22 protein-coding genes are annotated in these 23,319 nt (G+C 71.2%); 10 read left to right on the top strand and 12 right to left on the bottom strand.

Annotated elements, in window-relative coordinates:
* The first annotated feature begins 25 nt into the window (after positions 1-25).
* Positions 26-661 carry a TetR/AcrR family transcriptional regulator gene (locus ACZ5J1_RS12930; protein WP_464559405.1) on the top strand — a complete coding sequence of 212 codons (636 nt, stop codon included), beginning with the start codon at positions 26-28 and terminating at the stop codon, positions 659-661.
* 15 nt (positions 662-676) lie between these two features.
* Here ACZ5J1_RS12930 and ACZ5J1_RS12925 read toward each other — a convergent pair whose 3' ends face one another.
* The 11 genes from ACZ5J1_RS12925 to ACZ5J1_RS12875 all read right to left on the bottom strand — a co-directional run bounded on the left by ACZ5J1_RS12925 (position 677) and on the right by ACZ5J1_RS12875 (position 10,620).
* Positions 677-988, bottom strand: a complete 312-nt coding sequence (locus ACZ5J1_RS12925; RefSeq protein ID WP_464559403.1) for a hypothetical protein — start codon at positions 986-988, stop codon at positions 677-679.
* A gap of 104 nt (positions 989-1,092) precedes the next feature.
* On the bottom strand, positions 1,093-1,572 hold the full coding sequence (locus ACZ5J1_RS12920; RefSeq protein ID WP_464559401.1) for a hypothetical protein: 480 nt from the start codon (positions 1,570-1,572) through the stop codon (positions 1,093-1,095).
* Entirely contained in the window at positions 1,572-2,051 is a 480-nt protein-coding gene (locus ACZ5J1_RS12915) for a hypothetical protein (protein WP_464559399.1), read from the bottom strand. Before ACZ5J1_RS12915 ends, ACZ5J1_RS12920 begins: the two co-directional genes overlap by 1 nt.
* Entirely contained in the window at positions 2,048-3,355 is a 1,308-nt protein-coding gene (locus tag ACZ5J1_RS12910; protein ID WP_464559397.1) for an MCE family protein, read from the bottom strand. The genes ACZ5J1_RS12915 and ACZ5J1_RS12910 overlap by 4 nt, the downstream gene beginning before the upstream one ends.
* Positions 3,352-4,587 (bottom strand): MCE family protein, encoded by a 1,236-nt coding sequence (locus ACZ5J1_RS12905; protein WP_464559395.1) that lies wholly within the window; start codon positions 4,585-4,587, stop codon positions 3,352-3,354. The genes ACZ5J1_RS12910 and ACZ5J1_RS12905 overlap by 4 nt, the downstream gene beginning before the upstream one ends.
* On the bottom strand, positions 4,587-5,624 hold the full coding sequence (locus ACZ5J1_RS12900; protein ID WP_464559393.1) for an MCE family protein: 1,038 nt from the start codon (positions 5,622-5,624) through the stop codon (positions 4,587-4,589). The genes ACZ5J1_RS12905 and ACZ5J1_RS12900 overlap by 1 nt, the downstream gene beginning before the upstream one ends.
* Entirely contained in the window at positions 5,621-6,610 is a 990-nt protein-coding gene (locus ACZ5J1_RS12895; protein WP_464559391.1) for an MCE family protein, read from the bottom strand. The genes ACZ5J1_RS12900 and ACZ5J1_RS12895 overlap by 4 nt, the downstream gene beginning before the upstream one ends.
* Positions 6,610-7,629 (bottom strand): MCE family protein, encoded by a 1,020-nt coding sequence (locus tag ACZ5J1_RS12890; protein ID WP_464559389.1) that lies wholly within the window; start codon positions 7,627-7,629, stop codon positions 6,610-6,612. Before ACZ5J1_RS12890 ends, ACZ5J1_RS12895 begins: the two co-directional genes overlap by 1 nt.
* On the bottom strand, positions 7,626-8,960 hold the full coding sequence (locus ACZ5J1_RS12885; RefSeq protein ID WP_464559387.1) for an MCE family protein: 1,335 nt from the start codon (positions 8,958-8,960) through the stop codon (positions 7,626-7,628). Before ACZ5J1_RS12885 ends, ACZ5J1_RS12890 begins: the two co-directional genes overlap by 4 nt.
* On the bottom strand, positions 8,957-9,790 hold the full coding sequence (locus tag ACZ5J1_RS12880; RefSeq protein WP_464559385.1) for an MlaE family ABC transporter permease: 834 nt from the start codon (positions 9,788-9,790) through the stop codon (positions 8,957-8,959). Before ACZ5J1_RS12880 ends, ACZ5J1_RS12885 begins: the two co-directional genes overlap by 4 nt.
* Positions 9,787-10,620: an MlaE family ABC transporter permease gene (locus ACZ5J1_RS12875; RefSeq protein ID WP_464559383.1), complete on the bottom strand. Its 834-nt coding sequence runs from the start codon at positions 10,618-10,620 to the stop codon at positions 9,787-9,789. Before ACZ5J1_RS12875 ends, ACZ5J1_RS12880 begins: the two co-directional genes overlap by 4 nt.
* A gap of 181 nt (positions 10,621-10,801) precedes the next feature.
* On the opposite strand from ACZ5J1_RS12875, the gene ACZ5J1_RS12870 reads away from it, so the two are divergent.
* Genes ACZ5J1_RS12870 through ACZ5J1_RS12860 form a run of 3 tightly spaced genes read left to right on the top strand, consistent with a single transcriptional unit; the run spans position 10,802 to position 14,528 of the window.
* The gene (locus ACZ5J1_RS12870) at positions 10,802-12,022 is read left to right on the top strand and encodes an acyl-CoA dehydrogenase family protein (RefSeq protein WP_464559381.1); all 1,221 of its coding nucleotides are present in this window, start codon (positions 10,802-10,804) and stop codon (positions 12,020-12,022) included.
* A complete protein-coding gene (locus tag ACZ5J1_RS12865) occupies positions 12,022-13,002 on the top strand; it encodes an acyl-CoA dehydrogenase family protein (protein ID WP_464559379.1) in 981 nt (326 codons plus the stop codon). Before ACZ5J1_RS12870 ends, ACZ5J1_RS12865 begins: the two co-directional genes overlap by 1 nt.
* On the top strand, positions 12,999-14,528 hold the full coding sequence (locus ACZ5J1_RS12860; RefSeq protein ID WP_464559377.1) for a class I adenylate-forming enzyme family protein: 1,530 nt from the start codon (positions 12,999-13,001) through the stop codon (positions 14,526-14,528). The genes ACZ5J1_RS12865 and ACZ5J1_RS12860 overlap by 4 nt, the downstream gene beginning before the upstream one ends.
* A 123-nt stretch (positions 14,529-14,651) precedes the next feature.
* Here ACZ5J1_RS12860 and ACZ5J1_RS12855 read toward each other — a convergent pair whose 3' ends face one another.
* Positions 14,652-15,527 (bottom strand): acyl-CoA thioesterase, encoded by an 876-nt coding sequence (locus tag ACZ5J1_RS12855; protein ID WP_464559375.1) that lies wholly within the window; start codon positions 15,525-15,527, stop codon positions 14,652-14,654.
* 160 nt (positions 15,528-15,687) lie between these two features.
* Between ACZ5J1_RS12855 and ACZ5J1_RS12850 the strand changes: the two genes are divergently transcribed.
* From ACZ5J1_RS12850 to ACZ5J1_RS12825, 6 genes are read left to right on the top strand one after another with little or no spacing between them, the layout of a single operon-like run.
* Positions 15,688-19,209, top strand: coding sequence for an ATP-binding cassette domain-containing protein (locus ACZ5J1_RS12850; RefSeq protein WP_464559373.1), 3,522 nt, complete (start codon positions 15,688-15,690; stop codon positions 19,207-19,209).
* 37 nt (positions 19,210-19,246) lie between these two features.
* A complete protein-coding gene (locus tag ACZ5J1_RS12845) occupies positions 19,247-20,452 on the top strand; it encodes an MFS transporter (RefSeq protein WP_464559371.1) in 1,206 nt (401 codons plus the stop codon).
* 42 nt (positions 20,453-20,494) lie between these two features.
* Positions 20,495-21,547 (top strand): tryptophan--tRNA ligase, encoded by a 1,053-nt coding sequence (gene trpS, locus ACZ5J1_RS12840; protein WP_464559369.1) that lies wholly within the window; start codon positions 20,495-20,497, stop codon positions 21,545-21,547.
* 6 nt (positions 21,548-21,553) lie between these two features.
* Complete coding sequence (locus ACZ5J1_RS12835; protein ID WP_464559367.1) at positions 21,554-22,066, top strand: 2'-5' RNA ligase family protein; 513 nt, start codon at positions 21,554-21,556, stop codon at positions 22,064-22,066.
* Positions 22,067-22,069: 3 nt separating this feature from the next.
* A complete protein-coding gene (locus ACZ5J1_RS12830; RefSeq protein ID WP_464559365.1) occupies positions 22,070-23,041 on the top strand; it encodes a YihY/virulence factor BrkB family protein in 972 nt (323 codons plus the stop codon).
* A complete protein-coding gene (locus tag ACZ5J1_RS12825; RefSeq protein WP_464559363.1) occupies positions 23,038-23,286 on the top strand; it encodes an SCO4848 family membrane protein in 249 nt (82 codons plus the stop codon). The genes ACZ5J1_RS12830 and ACZ5J1_RS12825 overlap by 4 nt, the downstream gene beginning before the upstream one ends.
* Positions 23,287-23,319: the final 33 nt, after the last annotated feature.

The following is a 23,319-nucleotide window of genomic DNA, read 5'->3' as shown; positions in this document are numbered from 1 at the left end:
GGCCGCGAACCACTAGGTTGAGGGAATGACATCGAGTGCTCCCTCGAATGGAAGCGGCGCCGCGCCGCGGGTGCGACGCACCCAGGCAGAACGGCGTGCCGCCACTCGAGGGGCGCTGCTGGACGCGACCATCGACGTGCTCGTCGACCGCGGCTACTCCGGCCTGACCACGATCCTGGTGTGCGAGCGGGCCGGCGTGACGCGGGGTGCGCAGGCTCACTACTTCGCCACCAAGGCGGATCTGGTCGTGCAGGCGCTCAGCCATCTCACCGATCGGCTGGTCAACGACCTCGTCTCGACCCCGCTCGACGTGGCCGACGATCCCGAGGGCCAGTACGCGGTGCTGCTGGACCGGCTGTGGGAGATCTTCTCCGGCCCGGTCTCCGCGGCGCAGCAGGAGCTGTTCATCGCCGCACGGACCGACGAGGAGCTGCGCGAGCACCTGGTGCAGTTCGACGACGCGGTGATGGTGACGCTGGGTGAGGCGTCCCGTCAGGTCGCGCCGGGGCTGGTCGATCGACCCGAGTTCAGCGCGGTGATGCTGACCGCCATCGCGACCATCCGGGGCCTGCGGATGCTGCGGGCCATCGCGAGCGAGCGCGCCGTGCAACGGGCCTGGATCCCCGCCCGCGAGCAGCTGCTGGCGGGGCTTCCGGCGTAGCGTCAGCCGCTTCCGTCAGCCGACCTCAAAGAGCGCGCCGAGCACGGCCAGCGGGGCGACGGTCGCGCTGACGACGAAGAGGACCTCGGTCACCCGTTGGACGACCGTCGAGAGCGTTCGGCCATCGGAGGCTGGGAGGACTCCGCGGACGCGCCGTCCGAAGAGCGCGGCGGCACCTACGACGAGAGGTGTTGCCACGGTCAGGGCGAGGAGACCCCAATCCGTCTCGAGCGACGTCCCATCAGACTCGCCAGTGCCCCAGATCCACCCGAGCACGAGGATCACCCCGATCTGGAGCAGTGGTACGGCGACCGGCCAACGCGTCATGGGCACGCAGTCTGGCAGCGCCAGGCACTTAACTGCTGGCGAATGCTCGCCGGGGGCGCCTCCCGGGCACCCTTCACCAGCACTTAACTCGGCGGAGGGGGACGTCAGACCGCGTTGAGGGTAGAGACGAGCCAGTCGCCGTCCTGGCGGACCATGGTCACCACGATCCGGCTCTGGTCGACCTGGGGCGCGTCGAGCTGGGTCGACGACGAGGTCTGGTCCACCACCAGCAGCACGTCCACCTCATCGCCGTCGTCGTCGAGGACGGCCGAGGACTTCACGCTCGCCTGCATGACGGCCTTGAGCTTCGGCGCTGACTCCAGCAGGGGAGTGGCGAGGTCGTCGTACTGGGTGCGCGCGTCTCCGGTGAGCAGGGAGGCGGTCGAGGCCATCTGAGCCTTGAGGCTGCGGTAGTCGTAGGAGAGCACCGAGGTCACCGCGTCCTCCGCCGCGGACCGGGCCGCGGCCGAGGTCGCGGCCCGGGAGTCCTGGTCGTGCAGCCACCACTGGCCCCACGCGGTCAACCCCACCGCCACGACGAGGACGACGGCCAGGACCCCGGCGACGATCTTCGAGCGAGCCATCACGACACCGGCGCGATCTGCGAGATCAGCCACTCGCCGGAGGAGTGGTCCAGCGTGATCGTCAACCGGTAGCGCCGGGTGCTGGGCTTCTCGGTCGCGGTGTTGGTGATCGAGGCGTCGACCGCGGCCAGCACGGTCGCCTTCGAGCCCGACTGCGAGACGAGGCCGGCATAGGTGACCTTGCCGGTCGAGACGCCCTCCGCCTTCGTGATGGCATCGGTGAGCTCGCCCATCGCGGCGGTGAACTGGGTGCGGAACGTTCCGGTCGACGCGTCCGCGACGCGGGCCAGGTCCTGGTCGAGATGGCGGTAGTCGTAGGAGGTGAACGCGGTCGCCGCCGCACGGCCGGCGGCCAGGGCGCCGGCGGCGGCTGCCGTCTCCTCGCGCTGGTCCCGCACCTGCAGTCCCGTCCAGACCGCGGCCGCCAGGGCGATCACCGTCGCCACAGCGAGTCCGCCGAGCACGATCCGGTTCCTCATCGAACCCCCTTCAACAACAGTCCTCGCAGGTCGGTCGGACCCACCATCCGCACCTTGCTATCGGCGGTCGGGGTCACGGTCCCAGTGGTCTGCCCAGCGGTCTGCTCGTTGCGGAAGCTGGACCGGGCGCCGAATCCGCGCGGATTCGTGGTCGGGCGCACCCGGGCGGTGTCGTCGCCGGCCGGCCGCGGAACGTTCGCGGCACCCCGGACGGCGACCCCGGCGCTGGCCGGCTCGGTGCAGGACGCGTTCACGTTCGCGCGCAGCGACGGGTTGCCCGGCACCGCGGACACGTTCGGCTCCTGGATCAGCGGTGCCCCCGAGGACTCGTACCCCTGGGTGCAGATCCGCTGGCTGGTGTCGACCACGGCGCCGAGCCGGGCGTAGCCGTCGCCGGGCTGGATGTTGAACGTGCCCTGGACGATCTTGGGCAGCAGCACCAGCTCGGTGTTCAGCCCGCGCAGCCGGACCGGGTTGGCGAGCACCTCACTCACCGTCAGCAGGTTCCCCAGCAGCACCCCGATCGCCGCCTGGTTCGTGGCCAGCAGCGTCCGGACCTGGGTCAGCGTGGCCGGCGCCTCGTCGAGGATCGACCGCAACGCGGGATCCTCCTTCGCCAGGGCGGCGGTCACGGTGTCCAGGCTCCGGCTCAGCCGCTGCAGGGTCGGGTCGAGATCACGTTGGGTGCCGAGCACCTGGTGGGCCGACCGGAGCAGCCGGTCGCTGGTCGGTTGCACCTTCGTGAAGTCCTCGCTCAGCTCGCGCGAACGGGTCAGCACCGTGGCCAGGTCCTCGCCACTGTCGGCGAACGCGTCGCCGAGCTCGTGCACCACCCGGGCCAGCTGCTCGGTGCCCACGCTGGTGGCGAGCCGGTTGAGCTTGACCATCAGAGCCGGTACGTCGGGGGGCAGCGTGGCCGCACTGATCGGCAGCACCGCGCCGTCCTCGAGGTACGGCGCCGCGTCGGTGGTCGGCTGCATGTCGACGTACTGCTCGCCGACGGCCGAGAGGTTGGCGACCTGCACCGTGGTCGCCTCGGGGATGTCGACGCCGCGCTTGATCCGCAGGTCGACGCGGATGCCGTCCGGGGTCAGGTGCAGCGAGGTGACCCGGCCGACCGAGATGCCGCGCAGGGTGACCTCGGCGTTGGGGAAGATCCCGCCCGAGTCGGGCAGGTTGACCGAGACCGCGTAGGAGTCGCCCAGGTAGCGCTCCGGGATGCCGACGTACCGGACCCCGGCGATCACGACGGCGACGACGCTGACCGCGGCGAACAGGACGAGGCGCAGGCGATGGCTGTTCACTGGTTCCCCCTCGGCAGGAGCAGGCCACCCAGGCCGGAGACCAGACCGCCGGAGCTGCGGGCCCCCGATGCCGACGGTGAGGCTGACGGGGGCAACGGCGTCTTGGACGGCGTCGTGGAGGCGGGCACCGACGGGGTCGGGACGCCGAGCATCTCGGTGGCCGGGGTGCCGTAGTCCGGCACGGTGCCGTCGGCGGTGCTCTGCGGGACGGGGGCGACCGCCTTGAGCAGCTGGGGGAGGTTCACCACGACGCTGCCCTTGAACGCGCCGTAGACCCCCGAGAAGGCGCCGATCGCGTTGTCGGCGAAGGGATAGGTGACCAGGAGCGTGATGCTCTCGGGGATCAGGTCGGCGGACTTGCCGAGCTCGGTCGCCACCGGCGCCAGCGCCCGCAGGTCCGCGACCGTGGCCCGCGTGCTCTGCCGGATCAGCCCGGTCGCCCGGTCGTGCAGGGTCTCCAGGTTGCGCAGCGCCCTGGTCAGCTCACGCTGCTGCCGGGCGAGCACGCCACTGGCCGGGTCGAGGGCCCGGACCGCTTCGCCGAGGACCTCGTCCTGGGCGGCGTAGGCGGCGCTCAACCGGGCGGTGGCGTCGATCGTGTCCACCAGCACGGCACGGCTGTCGGCCAGCTGCCCGACGATCGAGTCGAGGTTGCCGAGCAGGACCCGGGTGTCCTCCTCGTGGCCGGTCAGCGCGGTCGACATCTCCCGGGTGATCGTGGAGATCTGCTGCAGCCCGCCGCCGTTGAGCAACGCCCCCAGGGAGCCGAGCAGCTGCTCGACCTCGACGTCGTCGGTGGTGCGGGACAACGGGATCGTGCCGACGCTGCGCAGGCTCTCCCCGGTCGCGCCCTCGGGAGCGGTCAGGCCGACGTACTTCTCGCCGAGCAGGCTGGTGGAGCGGATCGTGGCGGCGGTGGCGGCGGGGAGCTCGTATCGGGTGTCGATCGCCATCGTCACCCGGGCGACGTGGCCCCGCTCCTCGTCGGGGACGACGCTGATCCCGGTGACCCGGCCGACCGGGACGTCGACCAGCCGGACCGTCGAGTTCGGCACCAGGTCGAGGACGTCGTCGAAGGTGGCGGTGACCGCGTACGTGTCGCTGCCCCCGGCAGCACCGGGCAGGCGCGAGGTGGTGACGTCGGGAAGCCGCCCGATCACCCAGGCCAGGAGCACGACGGTGAGGGCCACGCCGAGGATGGTGGCGAGGACTCCACGGAGACGCTGGGACATCACTGGCCTCCCGTGCCCGGCAGGACGGCGCTCGGGCACAGCTGCGGCACCCGCAGTCCGGAGAGCACCTGGCAGACCTGGGTGATGGGGGAGGCCAGCAGCGCTGTCAGGTCGACCCGGGCGTCCAGCACGCCCGTGGTCAGGTTCGCGGCACCGAAGATGCCCTCGACACCGATCGGGGCCAGGTCGGCGATCTCCATCAGCTCCCGTTCGCGGTCCTGGAGCGTGGTGGTGATCCGGGCGAGGTCGGCGACGTTGCTGGTGATCCCGTCCCCGTTGGTCGTCACGAACGCGTTGACGTCGCGCACGGCGCGACTGATGTTGCGGATCGTGGCGCGCAGCTGGCCGCGCTGGCTGGCGAGCTGCCCCGACACACTGCCCAGCCCGGTCTCGAACTGCCGGATCGCGGCATCACTGCGGGCCAGCGTGGTCACGAACCGCTCCAGCTGCTCGATGGTGGTGACGATGTCGCCGCGGCTCTCCCCGACGGTGTCGAGGGCGTCGGCCAGGTCGGCGAGCGACGTGCGCAGCGTCGTCCCGTTGCCGGCGAGGGCCTCGTCGGCGGTCGAGACCAGCTGGGAGACGCCGCCGCTCCGGTTGGCGCCCTGCGGTCCGAGCGCGTCGAGGAACCGGCCGAGCTGGCGGGTGACGTCGTCGATCTCGAGCGGGGCGCTGGTGCGGGCCGCGCTGATGGAGGCGCCGTCGGCGAGCTTCGCCCCCGACAGCCACGGCTCGGTGAGCTGGACGTAGCGGGCGCTGAGCACGCCCGGCGGGACGATCACGGCGCCGGTGTCGGCGGCGATCGGGGTGGCCTCGTCGAGCTCCATCGTGACGACGACGTGGTCGCCGGCGGACTCGATCTGCTCGATCCTGCCGATCGGTACGCCGACCACGCGCACGTCGTCGCCGACGTACAGTCCCACGGCGCGGGGGAACGAGGCGCTCACCGTGTAGTGCGAGCTCCGGTCCCGGCCGAGCGCCAGGAGCCCGCCCAGGAGCAGGACGACGAGGGTGGCGGCGAGGATGCGTCGGGTCATTTCGGTTCCCCCGAGTCGCGCAGGTCGACGGGAACCAGCCCGGCGAACGTGCCGTCGAACCAGCGGCCGTTGCCGATCACGTTGGAGAAGTAGCGCAGGTACGGCGCCAGCAGTCGCAGGGACTCATCCAGGTTCGCCTGGTTCTGCTTGAGCACGTCGAGGACGTGGCTCAGGTGGGTCATCGCGGGGGTGATCTCGGCCTGGTTGTCCTCGATCACGCCGGAGATCGTCGCGGCCAGGCTGCCGGTGGTGCGCAGCAGGGAGCGGATCACCTCCTGACGCTGGGCGAGCAGGGTGAAGATCCGGCCGCTGTTGCCCAGCAGCGTGGCCAGGTCCTTGCTCCGGCCGGCGAGGGTGTGCGAGATCGCCGCGGTCTGGGCGAACAGCTCGCGCACCTCGCCCTCGCGGTCGGCGACGGTCCGTGCCAGGTCGGAGAGTCCGGTGGCGGCCACCCGCACCTGCGGCGCTGCCGGGTCCAGGGTCGCCGAGACGGTGGCGAGGGCCTGGGACAGGGCGGCCGTGTCGAGCGGCGCCAGCTCACCGGCGGTGCCCAGGAGGGCGTCGGTGACGCCGAACGGGGTGGTGGTCCGGGCCAGCGGGATCGTGGCACCGGAGTCGAGCGTCTCGGTGCCGGCCGAGGTGAGGGCCAGGCTGTGCTGGCCGAGCAGGGTGTCGAGCTGCAGGGACGCGGTGGTGCGGTTCTTCAGGTCGACGTCCCCGTCCACGGTCAGGTCGACCACCGCGTGGTCGCGTTCGACCCGGACGGCGTTCACCCGGCCGACCGCGATCCCGGAGATCCGCACGGTGTCGCCCGGGGCGATCCCGGAGGCGTCGACGAACTGGGCGTGCAGCTCCTGGCCGCCGCCGTTCAGCAGTCCGGACAGCGTCGAGAGCCGGAACGAGGCCACCAGGACGACGGCGATCACGGCGATCGCGATCACCCCGACGGTGCGGGTGTGCTTGGTCTTCTCCAGAGCGGGAATCATCAGTTGCAGATCCCTGTCGTCGGGCCGGTCGGCGGGATCGCCAGCGGGGGAGCCAGGCCGTCGAGGTCGACCTGGGCCCCGATGCCGCAGTTGTAGAACTGGAACCAGGAGCCGTACTGGGCGGCACGCATCAAGGCGTTGAGCTTGACCGGCAGCAGCTTGAGCTTGTCGTCGAGCTTCTGCTTGTGGGTGTCGAGCCGTTGCGCCGCCTGCCGGGTCCCGGTGATGACCGTCTTCAGCGAGGGGCGGGCCTGGGTGAGGAGCGTGTCGGTCGCGTCGGCGAGCTGGTCGATGCTCGCCAGGGCGTCGAGGGTGACGTCGGTGTCCTGGTCCAGGCCGGTGGTGAAGCTCCGCAGCTGGGTGATCAATCGGTTGAACGGAGCGGAGTTCTCGTTCAGCGTGCCGAGCACCTCGGTGAGGTCGGTGACCAGCGACCCGATCGCCGCGTCGCGGGCCCCGATCGCGGTGCCGAGCGTGCCGGTGCTGCTGAGCAGGGACGCCAACGTCCCGCCCTCGCCCTGGAGGGCCTGGACCAGGGAGAGCGAGAGCGCGTTGATCGAGCTGGCGTCCAGGCCCTGGAAGAGGGGGCGGAAGCCGTTGAAGACCGCGGTCAGGTCGAGCGCGGGGGTGGTCTGGGTGGCCGGGAGGGTGCTGCCCGCCGGGAGGGTGACGCCGCCGGCGGGGACGTCGAGGGCGACGTAACGCTCCCCGACGAGGTTGCGGTAGCGGATCCGTGCCGCGGAGTCGGTGGTGAGACCGACGCTGCGGTCGACGGTGAAGGTGACCTCGGCCTGCTGCCCAGCGCCGAGTCCGACCGAGGAGACCCGGCCGACCGTGACACCGGCGATCCGGACGTCGTCGCCCGCCTCGAGCTTCGTCGCGTCGGTGAACAGCGCCGAGTACGTCGTGGCGTCGGGCTCCTGGTGTCCCTGCACGGTCCGGACCAGGAACCCGGTGACGGCGACGGTGATGAAGACGAACCCGAGCAGGAGGGCCAGGGTGCGGCGGTACTGCCTCATCCCAGCACCCCTCCCAGCAACAGCCCGAGCAGGTCACCGGCGGTCTTCGGTGGCTTCGGTGTCGTCGCCGTTCCGGTCTCGCTCCCCCCGAGGCCGAGGCCGGTCGTGATGCCGCCGGGAAGGCCGGACAGGTCCGGCAGACCGTTGACCGTCTCCAGCGGCTGGGGTTGGCCGCGGATCCCGTCGAGCTCCTTCGGGATGTTCGGCCACGGCACGGTGCCCTTGCCGTCCTTGGGCACGATCGGGCACTGCGGTCCGTAGGCGCTCAGGTCCAGGCTCTGCGGAGAGTCCTGCGGGTACTTGTACATCCCGCGACTGACCGAGACGTAGAGCCGCGCCTTGAGGTACGGGCCGTCGGCGAAGACCGCCTCGAGGCGCTCCTTGGCCCGGGAGACGCCGCGCAGGGTGCAATCCAGCTCGGGCGCGTACTTCTTGAGCAGCGCCAGCAGCGGTTCGCTGACGGTGACCACCTTCAACGCCGTCGGACCGACGGACGCGACCAGGTCACCGGTCACGCTGGCGAACTGGTTCGACGCCGCGAGCAGCTGGACCAGCTGGCGCTCCTTGGCGGTCAGGGTGCGAGCCGTCGTGCTGACCTGGTCGAGCGTGTCCAGGATCGGGCCCGAGGCTCGGGTGTAGGAGCCGGCGACGCTGCTCAGCAGACGGGCGTCGGCGAGCAGGTCCGGGATCGAGGGACGCACCGCGGTGGTGAGCTTCCGCGACGCGCTCAGCGACTCACCCAGCTCAGCGCCGCGGCCCTCGATCGCCCCGGCCACGGCGCTCAACGTGGTGTTGAGGTCGGCGGGGTCGACGGCGTCGAGCAGCGGGGCCAGGTTGTTGAGCACGGTGCTGGTCTCGATCGCGACGCTGGAGCGGTCGGGGTCGATCGTCGCCCCGTCGGTGAGACGGGCGGCACTCTGGGCCGCGGGCAGCTGGAGGTCGACGTACTTCTCGCCGAAGAGTGTCTTGGGGGTGACCACCGCCGTGACGTCGGCCGGGATCAGGTGGAGCTGGTCGCGGTCGAGGGCGAGGGTCAGGGTGGCCCCGGTGCCGTCCGCGGCGGCGCTGATCGTGTCGACCCGGCCGACGATGATGCCGTGCAGCTTCACGTCGGCACCGCTGGTCAGCTGGCTGCCGGCCCGGTCCAACCGCAGCGTCACCGTCGCCGGGTCGGAGAACGCGTGGGTGAACACCCCGACCGACAGCGCGAGGGAGCCGACGGCCAGGGCGATCGCGAGCAGGCCGAGCAGGACCAGCGAGGTGCGGCTGTACATCCGGGCGAGGAGCCCGCCGCCGGGTGCCTCCTCGCTGAAGCGGTGGTCGGGCCTCATCCGGCGATCCGGACGGTGCTCGAGGCGCCCCAGAAGGCCAGCGAGATGAAGAAGTCGCTGACCGTGACCAGCACGATGGCGGCCCGGACGGCCCGTCCGACAGCCACGCCGACACCGCCGGGGCCACCCGAGGCGGTGAAGCCGTAGTAGCAGTGCACCGCGATCACCATGACGGCGAAGAGCAGCGCCTTGATCAGGGAGAGCACCACGTCACCCGGTGGCAGGAACAGGTGGAAGTAGTGGTCGTAGGCGCCGGGTGACTGTCCGAAGCTCCCGGTCACCACGAACCTGGTCGCGAAGTAGGAGGCGAACAGACCGGCCAGGTAGAGCGGGACGACGGCGATCATGCCGGCCACGATCCGGGTGGTGACCAGGTAGGGGATCGAGGCGATCCCCATCACCTCGAGGGCGTCGATCTCCTCGGCGATCCGCATCGCGCCGAGCTGACCGGTGAAGCCGGCCCCGAGGGTGGCCGACAGGGCGATGCCAGCCACGATCGGGGCGATCTCGCGGGTGTTGAAGTACGCCGAGATGAAACCGGTGAAGAGCGAGGCGCCGATGTTGTCCAGGCCGGTGAAGCCCTGCAGCCCGACCTCGGTCCCGGTGAAGAAGGCCAGCAGCAGGATGATGCCGAAGGTCCCGCCGATCACGGCCAGCGCACCCGAGCCGAAGGAGGCCTCACCGAGCAGGCGCCAGACCTCCTTGCGGTGGTGGCGCAGCGTGGTCGGCAGCGCGGTGATGGCGCGCAGGTAGAAGAGGAACTGGTGGCCGGGGCCGATCAGGCCGTCGCCGACCAGGCGCACCGGACCGTTCGTGCCGCGCCGTCTCATGCGGCACCCGTCAGCTGCAGGCTGATCGAGGTGATCATGAAGTTGATCACGAAGAGCGCGGCGAAGGTGATCACGACCGACTGGTTCACCGCGTCGCCGACGGCGCGCGGACCGCCCTTGACGGTGAGGCCGCGGTAACAGGCGACGATCGCGGTGACGATCCCGAAGATCGCGGCCTTGAACTCCGCCAGCGCGAGGTCCTGCAGCGTCGCCATCCCCTGGAACGAGGCGACGAACGCGCCGGGGGAGCCGCCCTGGACGAGCACGTTGAAGCAGTAGCCGCCGGCGACGCCGACCACGCTGACCAGACCGTTGAGCAGCATCGCGACCAGGCAGCAGGCGACCACGCGGGGCACGACGAGGCGCTGGATCGTGGAGATGCCGAGCACCTCGAGGGCGTCGATCTCCTCGCGGATCGTCCGAGCCCCCAGGTCGGCGCAGATCGCGGTGCCGGCGGCGCCGGCCAGCAGCAGTGCCGTCACGATCGGGGAGGCCTCCCGGATGGTCGCCAGCGCGGACGCGGCGCCGGTGAAGCTCTCGGCCCCGAGCTGCTTGGTCAGGTTGCCCAGCTGCAACGTGATCACCGCACCGAACGGCACCGCGACCAGCATCGTCGGGAGCACCGAGACGGTCGCGATGAACCAGGCCTGCTCGACGAACTCACGGGTCTGGAAGGGCGGGGTGAGCAGGGAGCGCAGGGTGCGGCCGGCGAAGGTGAGCATGCCGCCGAGGCCGTCGACCACGCCGCCGAGGGCGAGCGGGCGCGGCTCGTGACGCGGCGGCACGGTGGGGGCTTGCACGCCCCACTCGTCCTGCTGCGGTGTCCCCATGATCACCACCTCTTCGTGACCTGCGTCACGTGTCCGGAACGACTATCACGCCTCCGTCGGGCCGACGCAAGCATTTCCATGCTTGACTGCCGATAAGTTTCTTAGCACCCTGGCGTGGTGTAGGTCACAACGACTCGTCGCTCGGCGGGTCACTCCCCGATTTCGCGGAAGAGAGAACTTCATGGACTTCGACGACACCCCCGACGAGGCCGCCTGGCGCGCGGAGGTCCGGTCCTTCCTCGAGGCGCACCGCGAGGAGCTCGGCTCCAACGCGCGCGAACGGGGCGTCCTCGACGAGGACCTCGCCAAGGCCCGACAGGCCCTGCTGTACGACGCGGGGTACGTCGGCGTGACCTGGCCCGAGGAGGCCGGCGGTCGTGGGGGGACCCCGATGCAGCAGGCGATCATCGACCAGGAGATGGCACGGCTGGAGATCCCCGGGCTGATCAACCTGATCGGCATCGGCATGTGCGGACCGACCGTCATCGTGCACGGGTCGGAGGACCAGAAGTCGCGCTACCTCAAGCGACTGCTGCGTGGCGACGACATCTGGTGCCAGCTCTTCAGCGAGCCGGCGTCGGGCAGCGACCTCGCGGCGCTGCGGACCAAGGCGGTCCAGGACGCCGACGGCAACTGGCGGGTCTCCGGGCAGAAGGTCTGGACCACGATGGCCCACCTGTCCCGCTACGGCATCCTGCTGACGCGGACCGATCCCGACGTGGCCAAGCACCGCGGTCTGACCATGTTCGTGGTCGACATGAAGGCGCCGGGCGTCACCGCCCGTCCGCTCAAGCAGATGAGCGGCGGCGCCGACTTCAACGAGGTCTTCTTCGACGACGTCGTGATCGCGGACTCCGAGCGTCTCGGCGCGGTCGGGGACGGCTGGACCGTCGCCCTGACCACCCTGATGAGCGAGCGTCTCACCCTCGGAGGCGGCGGCACCGAGATCGGTCCCGGCTTCGAGGCCGTCACCCGGCACATCGGCGCCCACCTGCCCTCGCTGTCAGCCGACCGGCAGGCGTTGGTGCGCGCCGAGCTCGGTCAGGCCTACGTCTCCGCGCTGGGAGCGCGCTACACCGGCTACCGCCAGCTCTCCAAGATCAGCAAGGGCGACTTCCCGGGGCCGGAGGCCTCCGCGGGCAAGCTCTCCGGCACCGCGACCGGGCGGAAGCTGGCCGACCTCGCCGTGCGGGTGCTCGGCCCCGACGCGATCTACGCGGCCGACGCCGACGGCGACAGCCTGTGGCAGACCCTCGACGCCGTCCTCCCGGGGATGGCGATCGCCGGCGGCACCAACGAGGTGCTGCGCAACATCATCGGTGAGCGGGTCCTCGGCCTGCCCGCCGAACCCCGCGCCGACAAGGGCGTGACGTTCCGTGAGTTGAGCGAGAGGACCGCCTGATGAACTTCGATCTGGACACCGAGCAGCGCGACCTGGCCGCGGCGGCCCGGGACTTCCTGACGGCCTCGGCCTCCCCGACCAACGCGCGCGACGCCCTCGACGCCGGACGGGTCGGCGTCGCGCCGGGCCGCGAGGAGCTGGTCAAGAGCGGCTTCGCGACCATCACCATCTCCGAGGAGTCCGGCGGTGGTGGCGGGTCGGTGCTCGACCTCGCGGTCGTCGCCGAGCAGGCCGGGCGGGTCCTGGCCGGTCCGTCGCTGGTCACCTACGCCCGAGCGGCCGTGCTGCTGGAGGAGGACCCCGAACGGCTGGCCGAGCTCGCCGCGGGCAACCTCGCCGTGGCCGTCGTCGACGGACCCTCCGCGCTCGACGCCGTCGGCGCGGACACGTTCCTCGCCCTGCGGGGCGAGGACATCGTGATCGGGTCCGGGGTGCTCACCGAGCGTCCCGCGATCGACCCGACCCGCGCGCTGGCCGATGTCGCCCTGGTGGAGGAGTCCCTCGTCGTCGTACCGGGGGGAGCGGAGCGGTGGGCCCGTGCCGAGATGGTCGGCCGGATCATCCTCGCCGCCGAGGACCTCGGCGCCGCCGATCGCGCCCTGCAGCTCGGTGTCGAGTACGCCGGCCAGCGGCACGCCTTCGGTCGGGCGATCGGCTCCTACCAGGCGGTCAAGCACGCGCTGGTCGACGTCTACTGCGAGGTCGAGCAGCTGCGCTCCCTGGTGTGGTGGGCGGCCTGGGCGGCCGACCACTCCGCCGACGAGCTGCCGCTGGCCTCGGCCGCGGTCAAGGGTGCGGCGGCGACCGCGCTGGAGAAGGCGGCCGAGACCCTGATCCAGGTGCACGGCGGGATCGGTTTCACCTGGGAGCACGACGCTCACCTGTTCTGGCGGCGGGCCAAGGTGGACCGGTTCCTGCTCGGGGACGCAGCTGATGCGTTCGACCAGGTGGCCCGTCTCGGGATGGAGCTGGCCCGATGAGCGCCCCGGTGGAGGCAGGTGTCGGCGAGCACAACCTCGCCCTGCTCGCCGAGCAGTCCTACGAACGGCTGGGCGACTACGAGCAGCTCTTCTTCGAGGGGCAGTGGTACACCTCGGGCTCGATCCACGAGCGGGCCGACCGGGTCGCCGAGGGCCTGCGGGCACTCGGGATCGAACCGGGCGACCGGGTCGTGGTGATGATGATGAACACCCCGGAGGTGTTCGTCTCCTACCAGGCGATCTGGCGCGCGGGCGCCGTGGTGACCCCGGTGATCTTCCTGCAGACCGAGCCGGAGCTGCGCCACATCCTGTCCGACTCCGGCGCCAAGGCGGCGATCGTCACCCCGGAGCTGCTGCCGATGATCCAGGCGGCCGGGGCTGACCTCGGGCTGACCACGATCGTGGTCGGTGGCGACGGGGCGGACGGCACGACGCCGTACGACGTCCTCGAGGCCAGCGAGCCCGGGCCGATCGTGCCGCGGGCCGATGATGACATGTCGGCGCTGCTCTACACCGGCGGCACCACCGGTCGGGCCAAGGGCGTCATGCTCAGCCACCGCAACCTGTGGGAGGCCGGCGCGGGCATGGACAAGGTGGCGCAGGCGATGGGGACCTCGCGCGCGTTGCTGCCGTTGCCGCTCTCGCACGCGTTCGGCCTCAACGTCTTCGTCGCGGGCCTGCACTCGACCAAGCAGACCGTCTCGGTGATGCAGCGCTGGTTCGACCCGGCCGGGTGGCTCGAGCTCGTCGCCGAGCACCGGCTCGAGTCCTCGCCCGTCGTCCCGTCGATGATGGGGATGCTGCTCGACCAGCCGTACGGCGACTACGACCTGTCGTCCCTGCAGACGTTCGGCTCCGGCGGCGCTCCCTTGCTGCCGCACCTGCGCGAGAAGGTGGAGAAGGCCTTCGGTGTCACGGTGCTCGAGGGGTACGGCTGCACCGAGTCGAGTGCGATCGTGACCGCCGCCATCCTGGGCGACGTCCGGACCGGCAGTGTCGGCAGGCCGGCGCCGCACGTGGAGATCTCGATCCAGTCGCCGACCGGTGACGTGCTCGCGGCCGGCGAGGAGGGCGAGATCTGCGTACGCGGGCTCGGGGTGATGCTCGGCTACTGGCACGAGCCGGAGCTGACCGCCGAGACGATCCAGGACGGGTGGTTGCACACCGGGGACATCGGCCGGGTCGACGAGGACGGCTTCCTCTACGTCGTCGACCGGGTCAAGGATCTGATCATCCGCGGCGGCTTCAACGTCTACCCGCGCGACGTCGAGGACGTCCTGATCGACCACCCGGCGGTCGCCTCGGCGGCGTGCGTGGGTCGTCCCGACGCCGAACGCGGCGAGGAGGTCGTCGCCGTGGTGCAGCTGCACCCGGGGATGGCCGCGACCGGCGAGGAGCTGGTCGCCTTCGCCCGCGAGCGGATGGCGAAGTACAAGTACCCCCGCGAGGTCATCGTCGTGGACGCCGTCCCGCTCACCAGCGTCGGCAAGATCAACCGCAAGGCGGTGCGCGAGCTCCTCACTTAAACAGAGGAGAAAGAGTCCTCCCCGGGTGAACCTGGGGGTGACCCGAGGAAACTCACCGAACCGGGGGAAGTCCACCGACCGCCGCACGACGGCTCGTTGGACTTCCCCCGGGTGCGTTGTTCCTCAGCGCTGGCGCAGCAGCGCCTCCTGGGCGACGTCGGCGACGCGGACGCCGTCGGCGGTGAAGATCGCGCCGCGAGCCAGACCCCGGCCGTGGTCGGCCCAGGGGGAGTCGCCGTGGTGGAGGAGCCACTCGTCGGCCCGCAGGGGTGCGTGGAACCAGATCGTGTGGTCCAGGGTCGCGGGCGCCCACCGGGCTCCGCCGGCATGCAGCGGTGAGCCGCCGTGGCGGCGCATCAGTGGATGCAGGATGCGCAGATCGGTGGCGTAGGTCAGCAGGGCGGCGTGCAGCAGCGGGTCGTCACCGATGGTGCCGCCGGTGTCGGCGGCGCGGAACCAGAGTCGGAGCTCGTCGCGGCCCTCCTCCTCGAGCAGCCCGACGGTGCGCAGGTCGAAGCCGTCGATGACGCGGGCCGCCGGGTGCGGTGCGCCGATCTCGTCGAAGACCTCGTGGTCGGGGCGCAACGTCTCGGGTCCTGGGGTGACCGGGGCGCCCTCGGCGTGCGCCGGCCCGTCCAGGGGGACGGCGAAGGAGCAGGAGAGCTCGGCGATCACCCGACCGGCCTGCGACACCTCGACCCGGCGATGGCTGATCGACCGGCCGTCCCGCGTCCGGGTGACGCCGAACTCGAGCGGGATCCGGTGGTCGCCGCGGCGCAGGAAGTAGGCGTGCAACGAGTGCACGGACCGATCGGCCCCGACCGTGCGGCCGGCGGCGACGAGCGCCTGGGCGGCCACCAGGCCACCGAAGACGTGGTCGAGCGCCGCCGACATCGCGGTGTGCCCGCCGACGAAGGCCTCCGGCCCGGTGGTGGTCAGGTCGAGCAGGTCGACCACCTCGGACAGGGGGACGCCGGACAGGAGCGGTGCAGCAGTCATGGTCGCCACCCTGCTGTGCGGCTCGGGCTCCGTCAATACCTGCAGGGATGCCGATAAGTAGGTGCGGTGGGCGTCCGGGTCACGGTCTGGTCACGGCCGAGCGTGGGGGTCGAATATCGAGAGGAAATCCGTCGGTGGTTCGCCCTAGGGTCGAACCGCAATGCCGAACACGCTCACCGCTCCCACGACCCGCTCGACCGGGTCGGTCTCGCCGTCCGTCGACCCCTCCCGCCAGGTCGACTGGCGGCGCATGCGTCATCCCGTCGTCGCCGTCGCGCTGGTCGCGCTCGCGATCGCCGCGCTGGCCCAGGCGCTCGGCACCGTGGTGGCCGGCAAGCTCGCCGAGGACCCGACCCGCGCTCTGGTCGCGCTGCTCGCCGTCTTCGTGGTCGGTGGCGCCCTGTTGGACACCGCCGGCCGGGTGGCCTGGTCCGCCGTCGTGGACCGGGCGGAGGGCAAGCTGCGCGGCGACCTGCTCGACGCCGCCCTGCACCAGCCGCTCGGCACTCTCACCGAGCAGGCCGTCGGGGAGATCCTCGACCGGGTCGACGACGACACCCACGAGGTCGGGACGCTGCTGCGGATGCAGCTCTGGATGGCGATGCGGACCGCGTTCGGGGTGCTCCCGATGTGGATCGTCGCCGGTGTCAGCTGGTGGCCCGCCTGGTTCCTGTTCCCGCTGGTCGGAGCCGTCACGCTCGTCGTGATGCGCCCCTTCCTCCTCGAGATCTCGCGGCGCAAGGTGATCGAGGAGGCCGCCTGGACCGACCATGCGGCGGTCCTGGAGGAAGGCATCGCCGGCCGTGACGACCTGCGCACCAGCCTCGGCCAGGCCTTCGCCGTACGACGCCTCGCGCAGCTCTCCGCCGCCGTGCACGCCCGATTCCTCGACGTCATCTCGGTCGAGGCGCGACTGGCCACCCGCGCCGGCCTGCTGCTCAACAGCCTGGTGATCATGGTCGCGGTCAGCGGCGTGGTTCTGGTCGGGGCCGACAGCCTCGCCGTCGGGACGCTGGTCACCCTCTTCCTGGTGACGACCAGCTTCGTCGGCCAGATCAACCAGCTGGCCCACCAGCTCCCTGACATCCAGGCCGGTCTCGGCGCGGTCATCCGGTTGCGCCAGATGCTGGCCGTCGAGGCGGAGCCCGAGGGTGGTGAGCCGATGCCGAGCGGGCCGCTCGACCTGCGGATCCGCCACCTGGACTTCTCCTACCCCGAGGGCGGGTTCGGGCTGCGCGGCATCGACCTGCGGGTCGAGGCGGGACACACCGTCGCCCTGGTCGGGCGGACCGGCTCGGGGAAGTCGACCCTCGCCTCGCTGCTCTCGCGCGCCGTCGAGCCGGCTCCCGGCACCGTCCTCCTCGGCGGGACCGACATCACCACGGTCGACCTGCACGAGCTGCGGGCCCGGGTCGGCGTGGTCACCCAGCGCACCGAGATCCTGGCCGGCACCCTGGCCGAGAACATCACGCTCTTCGAGGACGCGCCCCGCGACCAGGTCGCCACGGCGATCGCCGAGCTCGGGCTCACCGACTGGGTCTCCGGCCTGCCCCAGGGCCTCGACACCCTGCTCGGTCCGGGCGGCACCAGCCTGTCCGCGGGGGAGGAGCAGCTCGTCGCGTTCGCCCGCCTGCTGGTGCGCGACGTCCAGGTCGTCGTCCTCGACGAGGCGACGGCACGGATGGACCCGCTCACCGAGAGCCGCGTCGTCGCGGCGGCCGACCGGCTGCTCGCCCATCGCACCGGGGTGCTGGTGGCCCACCGGCTCTCCACGATCGAGCGGGCCGAGATGGTGGTCGTGATGGACCACGGCCGGATCGTGCAGCAGGGCATGCGTGACGAGCTCGCGGAGGTCGACGGACCCTTCCGTGACCTGCTCCGCGCGGGCGCCACCGCCGACTTCGCCCCGGATCCGGAGTCCGCGAACGAGGCGACCGAGCTGGCCGGGGTCGGCGGGCTGCGCCGGACCGGAACCCCGCCCGAACGTCCCGCGATCGCGCCCGGCCTCTCGCTGGCGAAGGGCACCTGGCGGGCGATGATCCTCAAGCCCTGGTGGGGCCTGTTCTCCGTCCTGGAGTTCCTGGTCGGATCGATCTTCGCCCCGCTCGGCGTCATCACCGGGTTCATCTGGGGGCGGATCATCGTCGAGCTCGCCGACGGCCGGACCCCGACCGGGCTGACCGTCGCGCTGGTGCTGCTGCTGCTGATCGCGCCGGTCGTGCTGGCCGACGCGTTCCGCCGCTACCCGCGCTGGTGGATCGAGGTGATGCTGCGCGTCCGGATGGCCGTCCTGGTCGGCCAGATCCGGCAGCGCCGCCTGCCCCGGACCCCGCCCGGTGAGGTCGTCGCCCGCTCGATGGACGCCGACCGGATGGCCCGCTACTCCGACCGGTGGGTCGACTTCGTCAACGGTCTGCTGATCGCCGTGCTGACCACGATCGTCGGCGGGTCGCTGCTGGCCGGAGGGATCCTTCTGGCGGTGATGGTCGGCAGCGCCCTGGCCTCCTCGGTCGGTCGACCGATCGCCGGCCGCTCCGCCGCCCGATCCTCCACGGCGCGCGCCAACTTCGGTCGCGCCGTGGTCTCGGCCGTGGAGTCGGCGCGCACCGTGAAGCTCGCCGGACGCACCCCGGCCGTGCAGGAGCACCTGCGTCGGGTCGACTCCGGTCGGGTCGAGGCCGCCGTCTTCGAGCACCGCGTCCAGACCGTTCTCGACGGCATCCCGATCGTGCTGGTCCAGGTCGGCGTGGTCGTCGCCTGGGCCTGCTTCCTCGGCGGCGTCTGGGGGCTGGGCACGGCGCTGCTGGTGGCCAACGCGGTCAACGGGTTCGACTGGTTCGGCCGGGTCGCCGGTGCGGTCGTCACCGAGGCGCCGGGTGTCGCCGCCTGGCAGCGGGCCACCAGCCGGCTCGCCGGCGGCGGCGACATGATGGAGCTGCCCGTCGGCGTCGACCTCGTCACCGGCGACGCTCCCGACCCGGTCGCCCCGCCACGGCGCCGGCTCGACACCCTCGAGCTGCGTGACGTCAGCGTCGTGCACGACGACGGCACCATCGGGGTCAGCGGTGTCGACCTCACCGTGAACCGCGGCGAGCTGGTGCTGCTCCTGGGCCAGGTCGGCTCGGGGAAGTCCAGCCTGCTCTCCGCTCTGGCGGGACTGCTCGACCACTCCGGCGAGCTGTGCTGGAACGACGACGCGGTCGAGGACGCCGAGACCTTCCTGCGCCCGGCGCAGGTGGCGTACGTCGCCCAGGTGCCGCGCGTGCTGTCGGGCACGTTCCGCGACAACGTCGCCCTCGGCTTCGACCGTGCCTTCGACGACCCGGTCGCCGCCGCCCGGCTCGACCAGGACGTCGACGGGGCCGGTGGCCCCGACGCGGTGGTGGGCCACCGCGGGGTGCGGCTCTCGGGCGGTCAGGTCCAGCGGCTCGCGCTGGCGCGCGCCCTGGCGACCGGCTCCGAGCTGGTGCTGGCCGACGACGTCTCCTCCGCCCTGGACGCGGCGACCGAGCTGGAGCTCTGGGCCTCGCTGCGTGAGCGCGGGGTGACCGTGGTCGGTGCCACCTCCAAGGCGGCCGCGCTCGCCCAGGCCGACCAGGTCGTCGTCCTCGACCGAGGTCGGGTGGCGGCGACCGGGACCTGGTCCGAGCTCGTCCCCGCCTGGGGACATCTCGCCGGCTGATGCGGAATAGCCACGACCCCATCCTGGTTCGAACCTCGTGACCTCCCTCCAAACGGCCCCGGCCGCTCCACGTCCCGCGCGCACGATCAGCCCGACCTGGGCGATCGTCGCGTTGGCGATGGGTGGGTTCGCGATCGGGACCACCGAGTTCGCCACGATGGGGGTCCTGCCCGAGATCGCCGACGGCATGGACGTCTCGGTCCCGACCGCAGGTCACCTGATCTCCGCCTACGCCCTCGGTGTCGTGGTCGGTGTCCCGATCCTGTCGTTCTTCGTCGCTGGTCTGCCGCGACGCACGCTGCTGGTCGCGTTCATGAGCATCTACGCGTTCTTCAACGTGGTCAGCGCGCTGGCGACCTCCTTCGGGCTGCTGCTGGTGGCTCGCTTCGCCGACGGCCTGCCGCACGGCGCGTACTTCGGCGTCGCGTCGCTGGTGGCGGCCAACCTGGTCTCCGAGGCCAGCCGCGGGCGCGCCGTCGCCGGCGTGATGATGGGGCTCTCCGTGGCCAACGTGTTCGGCGTCCCGGCCGTGACCTGGCTCGGCCAGGGGGTCGGTTGGCGGGCGGCGTACGTCGCCTGTGGCGTGCTCGCACTCGTCACAGTCGTGATGGTCCTCGCCCTCGTGCCCTACCAGGCCGGTGACCCGGCGGCGAGCGGGCGGGCCGAGGCGAAGAGCTTCTTCCGCAACACCCAGGTCTGGCTGACCATGGCCGCCGGCGCGGTCGGCTTCGGCGGACTGTTCTGCGTCTACTCCTACATCGCCAAGATCGTCACCTCGGTCGGCGGGCTGGAGAAGGGCGCGGTGCCGTTCTTCACCCTCGCCTTCGGGCTGGGCATGGTGGTCGGCACCTGGATCGCCGGTGAGCTGGCGAGCTGGTCGGTGTTCAAGTCGCTGCTCCTCGGTGGCACCGGATCGGGCATCGCGCTGATCCTGTTCTGGCTCGCGGCGCCGCACGGCTGGTGGCTGCTGCCGTTCACCTTCGTGGTCACCGCGATCGGTTCGCTGCTGGCGATCAACATGCAGCTGCGGCTGATGGACGTCGCCGGTGACGCGGTCACCCTGGGTGCCGCGATGAACCACGCCGCGCTCAACGTCGCCAACGCCCTGGGCGCGTTCCTCGGTGGCGCCGTCATCCTGGCCGGCTTCGGTTACCGCTCGCCCGCGCTCGTCGGGGTGGTGCTCTCCTTCCTCGGTGTGGCGATCCTGCTGTGGAGCGGTCTGCTGCAGCGTCGCGCGAGGTAACCCGTTTGGCGCTGGCCCGGGTGGGTCGGTGACAATGACCTCATGACGCAGAACGCCACGGAGGCGACAGCTGAGGGAACGAGGGCAGCGCGCCAGCGCGTCCTGTCCGGCATCCAGCCGACCTCCGACTCGTACCACCTGGGCAACTACCTCGGTGCCGTGCGTCAGTGGGAGACCCTGCAGACCGACGAGTTCGAGCCGTTCTTCTTCATCGCCGACCAGCACGCGATCACCGTCGAGCAGGACCCCAAGGTGCTGCGCAAGCGCACGTTGGTGGCCGCCGCCCAGCTGCTCGCCGCCGGCGTCGACCCGGAGCGCAGCGCGATCTTCGTCCAGTCCCACGTCCCCGAGCACGCCCAGCTGAGCTGGGTGCTGGAGTGCATCACCGGCTTCGGTGAGGCGCGCCGGATGACGCAGTTCAAGGACAAGTCGGCCAAGCAGGGGGAGGGCGCGGCCAGCGTGGGGCTGTTCACCTACCCGGTGCTGATGGCCGCCGACATCCTGCTCTACCGGCCGGCGTTCGTGCCCGTGGGTGAGGACCAGCGTCAGCACCTCGAGCTGACCCGCGACCTCGCGCAGCGGTTCAACAGCCGGTACAAGAAGACCTTCCGGGTGCCCGAGCCCTACATCCAGGCCGAGACCGCGAAGATCTACGACCTTCAGGACCCGACCTCGAAGATGTCGAAGTCGGCCTCTTCGGCCAACGGTCTGATCGACATGCTCGACGACCCCAAGGTGTCGGCCAAGCGGATCCGCAGCGCGGTCACCGACTCCGAGGCCGAGGTGCGCTTCGACGAGAAGGAGAAGCCGGGGGTCTCGAACCTGCTGCGGATCTACTCCGCGCTGACCGGCACCGGGATCGACAAGCTCGAGGCGGAGTACGAGGGCAAGGGGTACGGCGACTTCAAGTCCGACCTCGCCGAGGTCGTCGTCGAGTTCGTCACCCCCTTCCGCACCCGCACGTCGGAGCTGCTGGAGGACCAGACCGAGATCAGCGCCGTGCTCGCTCGGGGTGCAGCCCAGGCTCGGGAGGTCGCCGCCAAGACGTTGGCCGATGTCTACGACCGGGTCGGCTTCCTGCCGCCGTACGCCTGATCGACCGTGACGACCATCGGCGTCGCCCTCATGGTTCCCGAACCGTGGGGGAGCACCATCCAGGCCTACCGGGACGGGATCGGCGACCCCATGGGCGACCACATCCCGCCGCACATCACGGTGATGCCGCCCCTCGACATCGCCTCCTCCCTGATGCCGACGGTCGAGGGACACCTGCGCGCGGCGGCCGCCTCGGTGGCGCCGATCGCGATCCGGCTGCAGGGCACCGACTCGTTCCGGCCCGTCTCCCCGGTGGTCTTCGTCGACCTCGCTGACGGGATGGACGGCTGCCGGGCGCTGGAGCGGGCCGTCCGGACCGGACCGTTGGGGATCGACCCGAACTGGCCCTACCACCCGCACGTCACGATCGCGCACGACCTCGAGGAGTCGGTGCTCGACGCGGCCGAGCAGCACTTCGCCGACTTCGGGGCCGCCTACACGGTGGATGCGCTCAGCATGTTCATCCACGACGTCGACCACGGCTGGCAGCTGGCCCTGGAGTTCCCTCTCGGAGGGTGAGTCGTGCCCGACGTCGTGAGGAGGGCCCGCGAGGCCCAGGCGAAGGCCAAGGAGGCCTCTGGCCTGGCCAAGCGACGCTACCTGCGGGTGCGCCGTGACACCCCGCTGCTCGACCTGGTGCTCCGCATCCAGGAGCGGTATACCGCGATGGGCGGACGCCAGCAGGCCGGCGCGATCACCTACTACGGCTTCCTCTCGTTCTTCCCGATCCTCGCCCTCGCGTTCGCCGCCGTCGGGGTGGTCGACCGGTTCTGGCCCCGAGCCGAGCGCGCCCTGACCGAGGCCATCGACCAGATCATCCCCGGACTGGTCGGCGACGGCCCCGGGCAGATCAGCTTCGACCAGACGCAGCACTACAGCGGTTGGATCGGTCTCGTCGGTCTGGTCGGCGTGGTCTGGGCGGGGACCTACTGGGTGACCTCGCTGCGCACCGCGCTGTACCTGCTCTTCGACGTGCCACAGGCTGAGCGGCCGAGCTACGTCTGGGCCAAGCTCCGCGACGTGCTCGCGCTCGCCGTGATCGGCGGGATGCTGCTGCTCACCGTCGTCGGGGCCAGTCTGGTGACGACGTTCTCGAGCGAGATCTTCGATTGGCTCGGGCTCGGCGGAGCGACCGTGCTCAACGTGCTCACCCGGATCCTGTCGTGGCTGGTGAGCGTCGCGCTGTTCTACGCGATCTTCCGGATGGTCGTCCACCCGCACGTCCCGCAGCGTTCGCTCTGGGAGGGCGCGGCGCTGGGGGCGTTGGTCTTCGAGGCGATGAAGGCGCTCTCCTTCCTCATCCTCGGTTCGATCCAGGGTTCGCCGGCGTTCCAGGCGTTCGGCACCTCGATCGTGGTGCTGATCTGGCTGAACTACTTCTCCCGCGTCATCTTCTACGCCGGCTGCTTCGCCTGCGAGATCCGGCCGAACGGCCCGTCCACCACGATGGCGGCCGCCGCGGCGCCCGCCCACCATCCGAGGAGTCCCGCATGAAGTTCGAGAAGAAGCACGCCTGGCTGTTGATCGGCGTGGGGATCTGGAACTTCTGGGTCTGGGGCACCTTCATCAAGAACCTCGCCGCCGCGCACGCCAACGGCGAGCAGCACCCCGACGGCTACTACATCGCGCACACGGTGCTGATCGTCGTCGACCTGCTGATCGGCGCCGCCCTGCTCTGGCTCGGGATCACGGCGCTCCGCGCCGCCCGACGTGCCGAGCGGGAGTCGGCCGACGCCTGAGGGCGAGCGCGTCTGTTCATCAAGGTATGTTGC

It is taken from the genome of Nocardioides sp. JCM 18999 (assembly GCF_055391175.1).
Note: the sequence above shows the minus strand (reverse complement) of the source record. Positions and strands in the feature narration are given on the sequence as shown.

Excerpts from the sequence above, each read along its gene's own strand:
- ACZ5J1_RS12825 (WP_464559363.1), top strand. The coding sequence starts at position 23,038 with ATGAAGTTCGAGAAGAAGCACGCCTGGCTGTTGATCGGCGTGGGGATC.
- ACZ5J1_RS12905 (WP_464559395.1), bottom strand. The coding sequence starts at position 4,587 with ATGTCCCAGCGTCTCCGTGGAGTCCTCGCCACCATCCTCGGCGTGGCC.
- ACZ5J1_RS12865 (WP_464559379.1), top strand. The coding sequence starts at position 12,022 with ATGAACTTCGATCTGGACACCGAGCAGCGCGACCTGGCCGCGGCGGCC.
- ACZ5J1_RS12930 (WP_464559405.1), top strand. The coding sequence starts at position 26 with ATGACATCGAGTGCTCCCTCGAATGGAAGCGGCGCCGCGCCGCGGGTG.
- trpS (WP_464559369.1), top strand. The coding sequence starts at position 20,495 with ATGACGCAGAACGCCACGGAGGCGACAGCTGAGGGAACGAGGGCAGCG.
- ACZ5J1_RS12900 (WP_464559393.1), bottom strand. The coding sequence starts at position 5,624 with ATGACCCGACGCATCCTCGCCGCCACCCTCGTCGTCCTGCTCCTGGGC.
- ACZ5J1_RS12895 (WP_464559391.1), bottom strand. The coding sequence starts at position 6,610 with ATGATTCCCGCTCTGGAGAAGACCAAGCACACCCGCACCGTCGGGGTG.
- ACZ5J1_RS12875 (WP_464559383.1), bottom strand. The coding sequence starts at position 10,620 with ATGGGGACACCGCAGCAGGACGAGTGGGGCGTGCAAGCCCCCACCGTG.
- ACZ5J1_RS12925 (WP_464559403.1), bottom strand. The coding sequence starts at position 988 with ATGACGCGTTGGCCGGTCGCCGTACCACTGCTCCAGATCGGGGTGATC.
- ACZ5J1_RS12855 (WP_464559375.1), bottom strand. The coding sequence starts at position 15,527 with ATGACTGCTGCACCGCTCCTGTCCGGCGTCCCCCTGTCCGAGGTGGTC.
- ACZ5J1_RS12850 (WP_464559373.1), top strand. The coding sequence starts at position 15,688 with ATGCCGAACACGCTCACCGCTCCCACGACCCGCTCGACCGGGTCGGTC.
- ACZ5J1_RS12885 (WP_464559387.1), bottom strand. The coding sequence starts at position 8,960 with ATGAGGCCCGACCACCGCTTCAGCGAGGAGGCACCCGGCGGCGGGCTC.
- ACZ5J1_RS12880 (WP_464559385.1), bottom strand. The coding sequence starts at position 9,790 with ATGAGACGGCGCGGCACGAACGGTCCGGTGCGCCTGGTCGGCGACGGC.
- ACZ5J1_RS12860 (WP_464559377.1), top strand. The coding sequence starts at position 12,999 with ATGAGCGCCCCGGTGGAGGCAGGTGTCGGCGAGCACAACCTCGCCCTG.
- ACZ5J1_RS12920 (WP_464559401.1), bottom strand. The coding sequence starts at position 1,572 with ATGGCTCGCTCGAAGATCGTCGCCGGGGTCCTGGCCGTCGTCCTCGTC.
- ACZ5J1_RS12870 (WP_464559381.1), top strand. The coding sequence starts at position 10,802 with ATGGACTTCGACGACACCCCCGACGAGGCCGCCTGGCGCGCGGAGGTC.
- ACZ5J1_RS12890 (WP_464559389.1), bottom strand. The coding sequence starts at position 7,629 with ATGAGGCAGTACCGCCGCACCCTGGCCCTCCTGCTCGGGTTCGTCTTC.
- ACZ5J1_RS12915 (WP_464559399.1), bottom strand. The coding sequence starts at position 2,051 with ATGAGGAACCGGATCGTGCTCGGCGGACTCGCTGTGGCGACGGTGATC.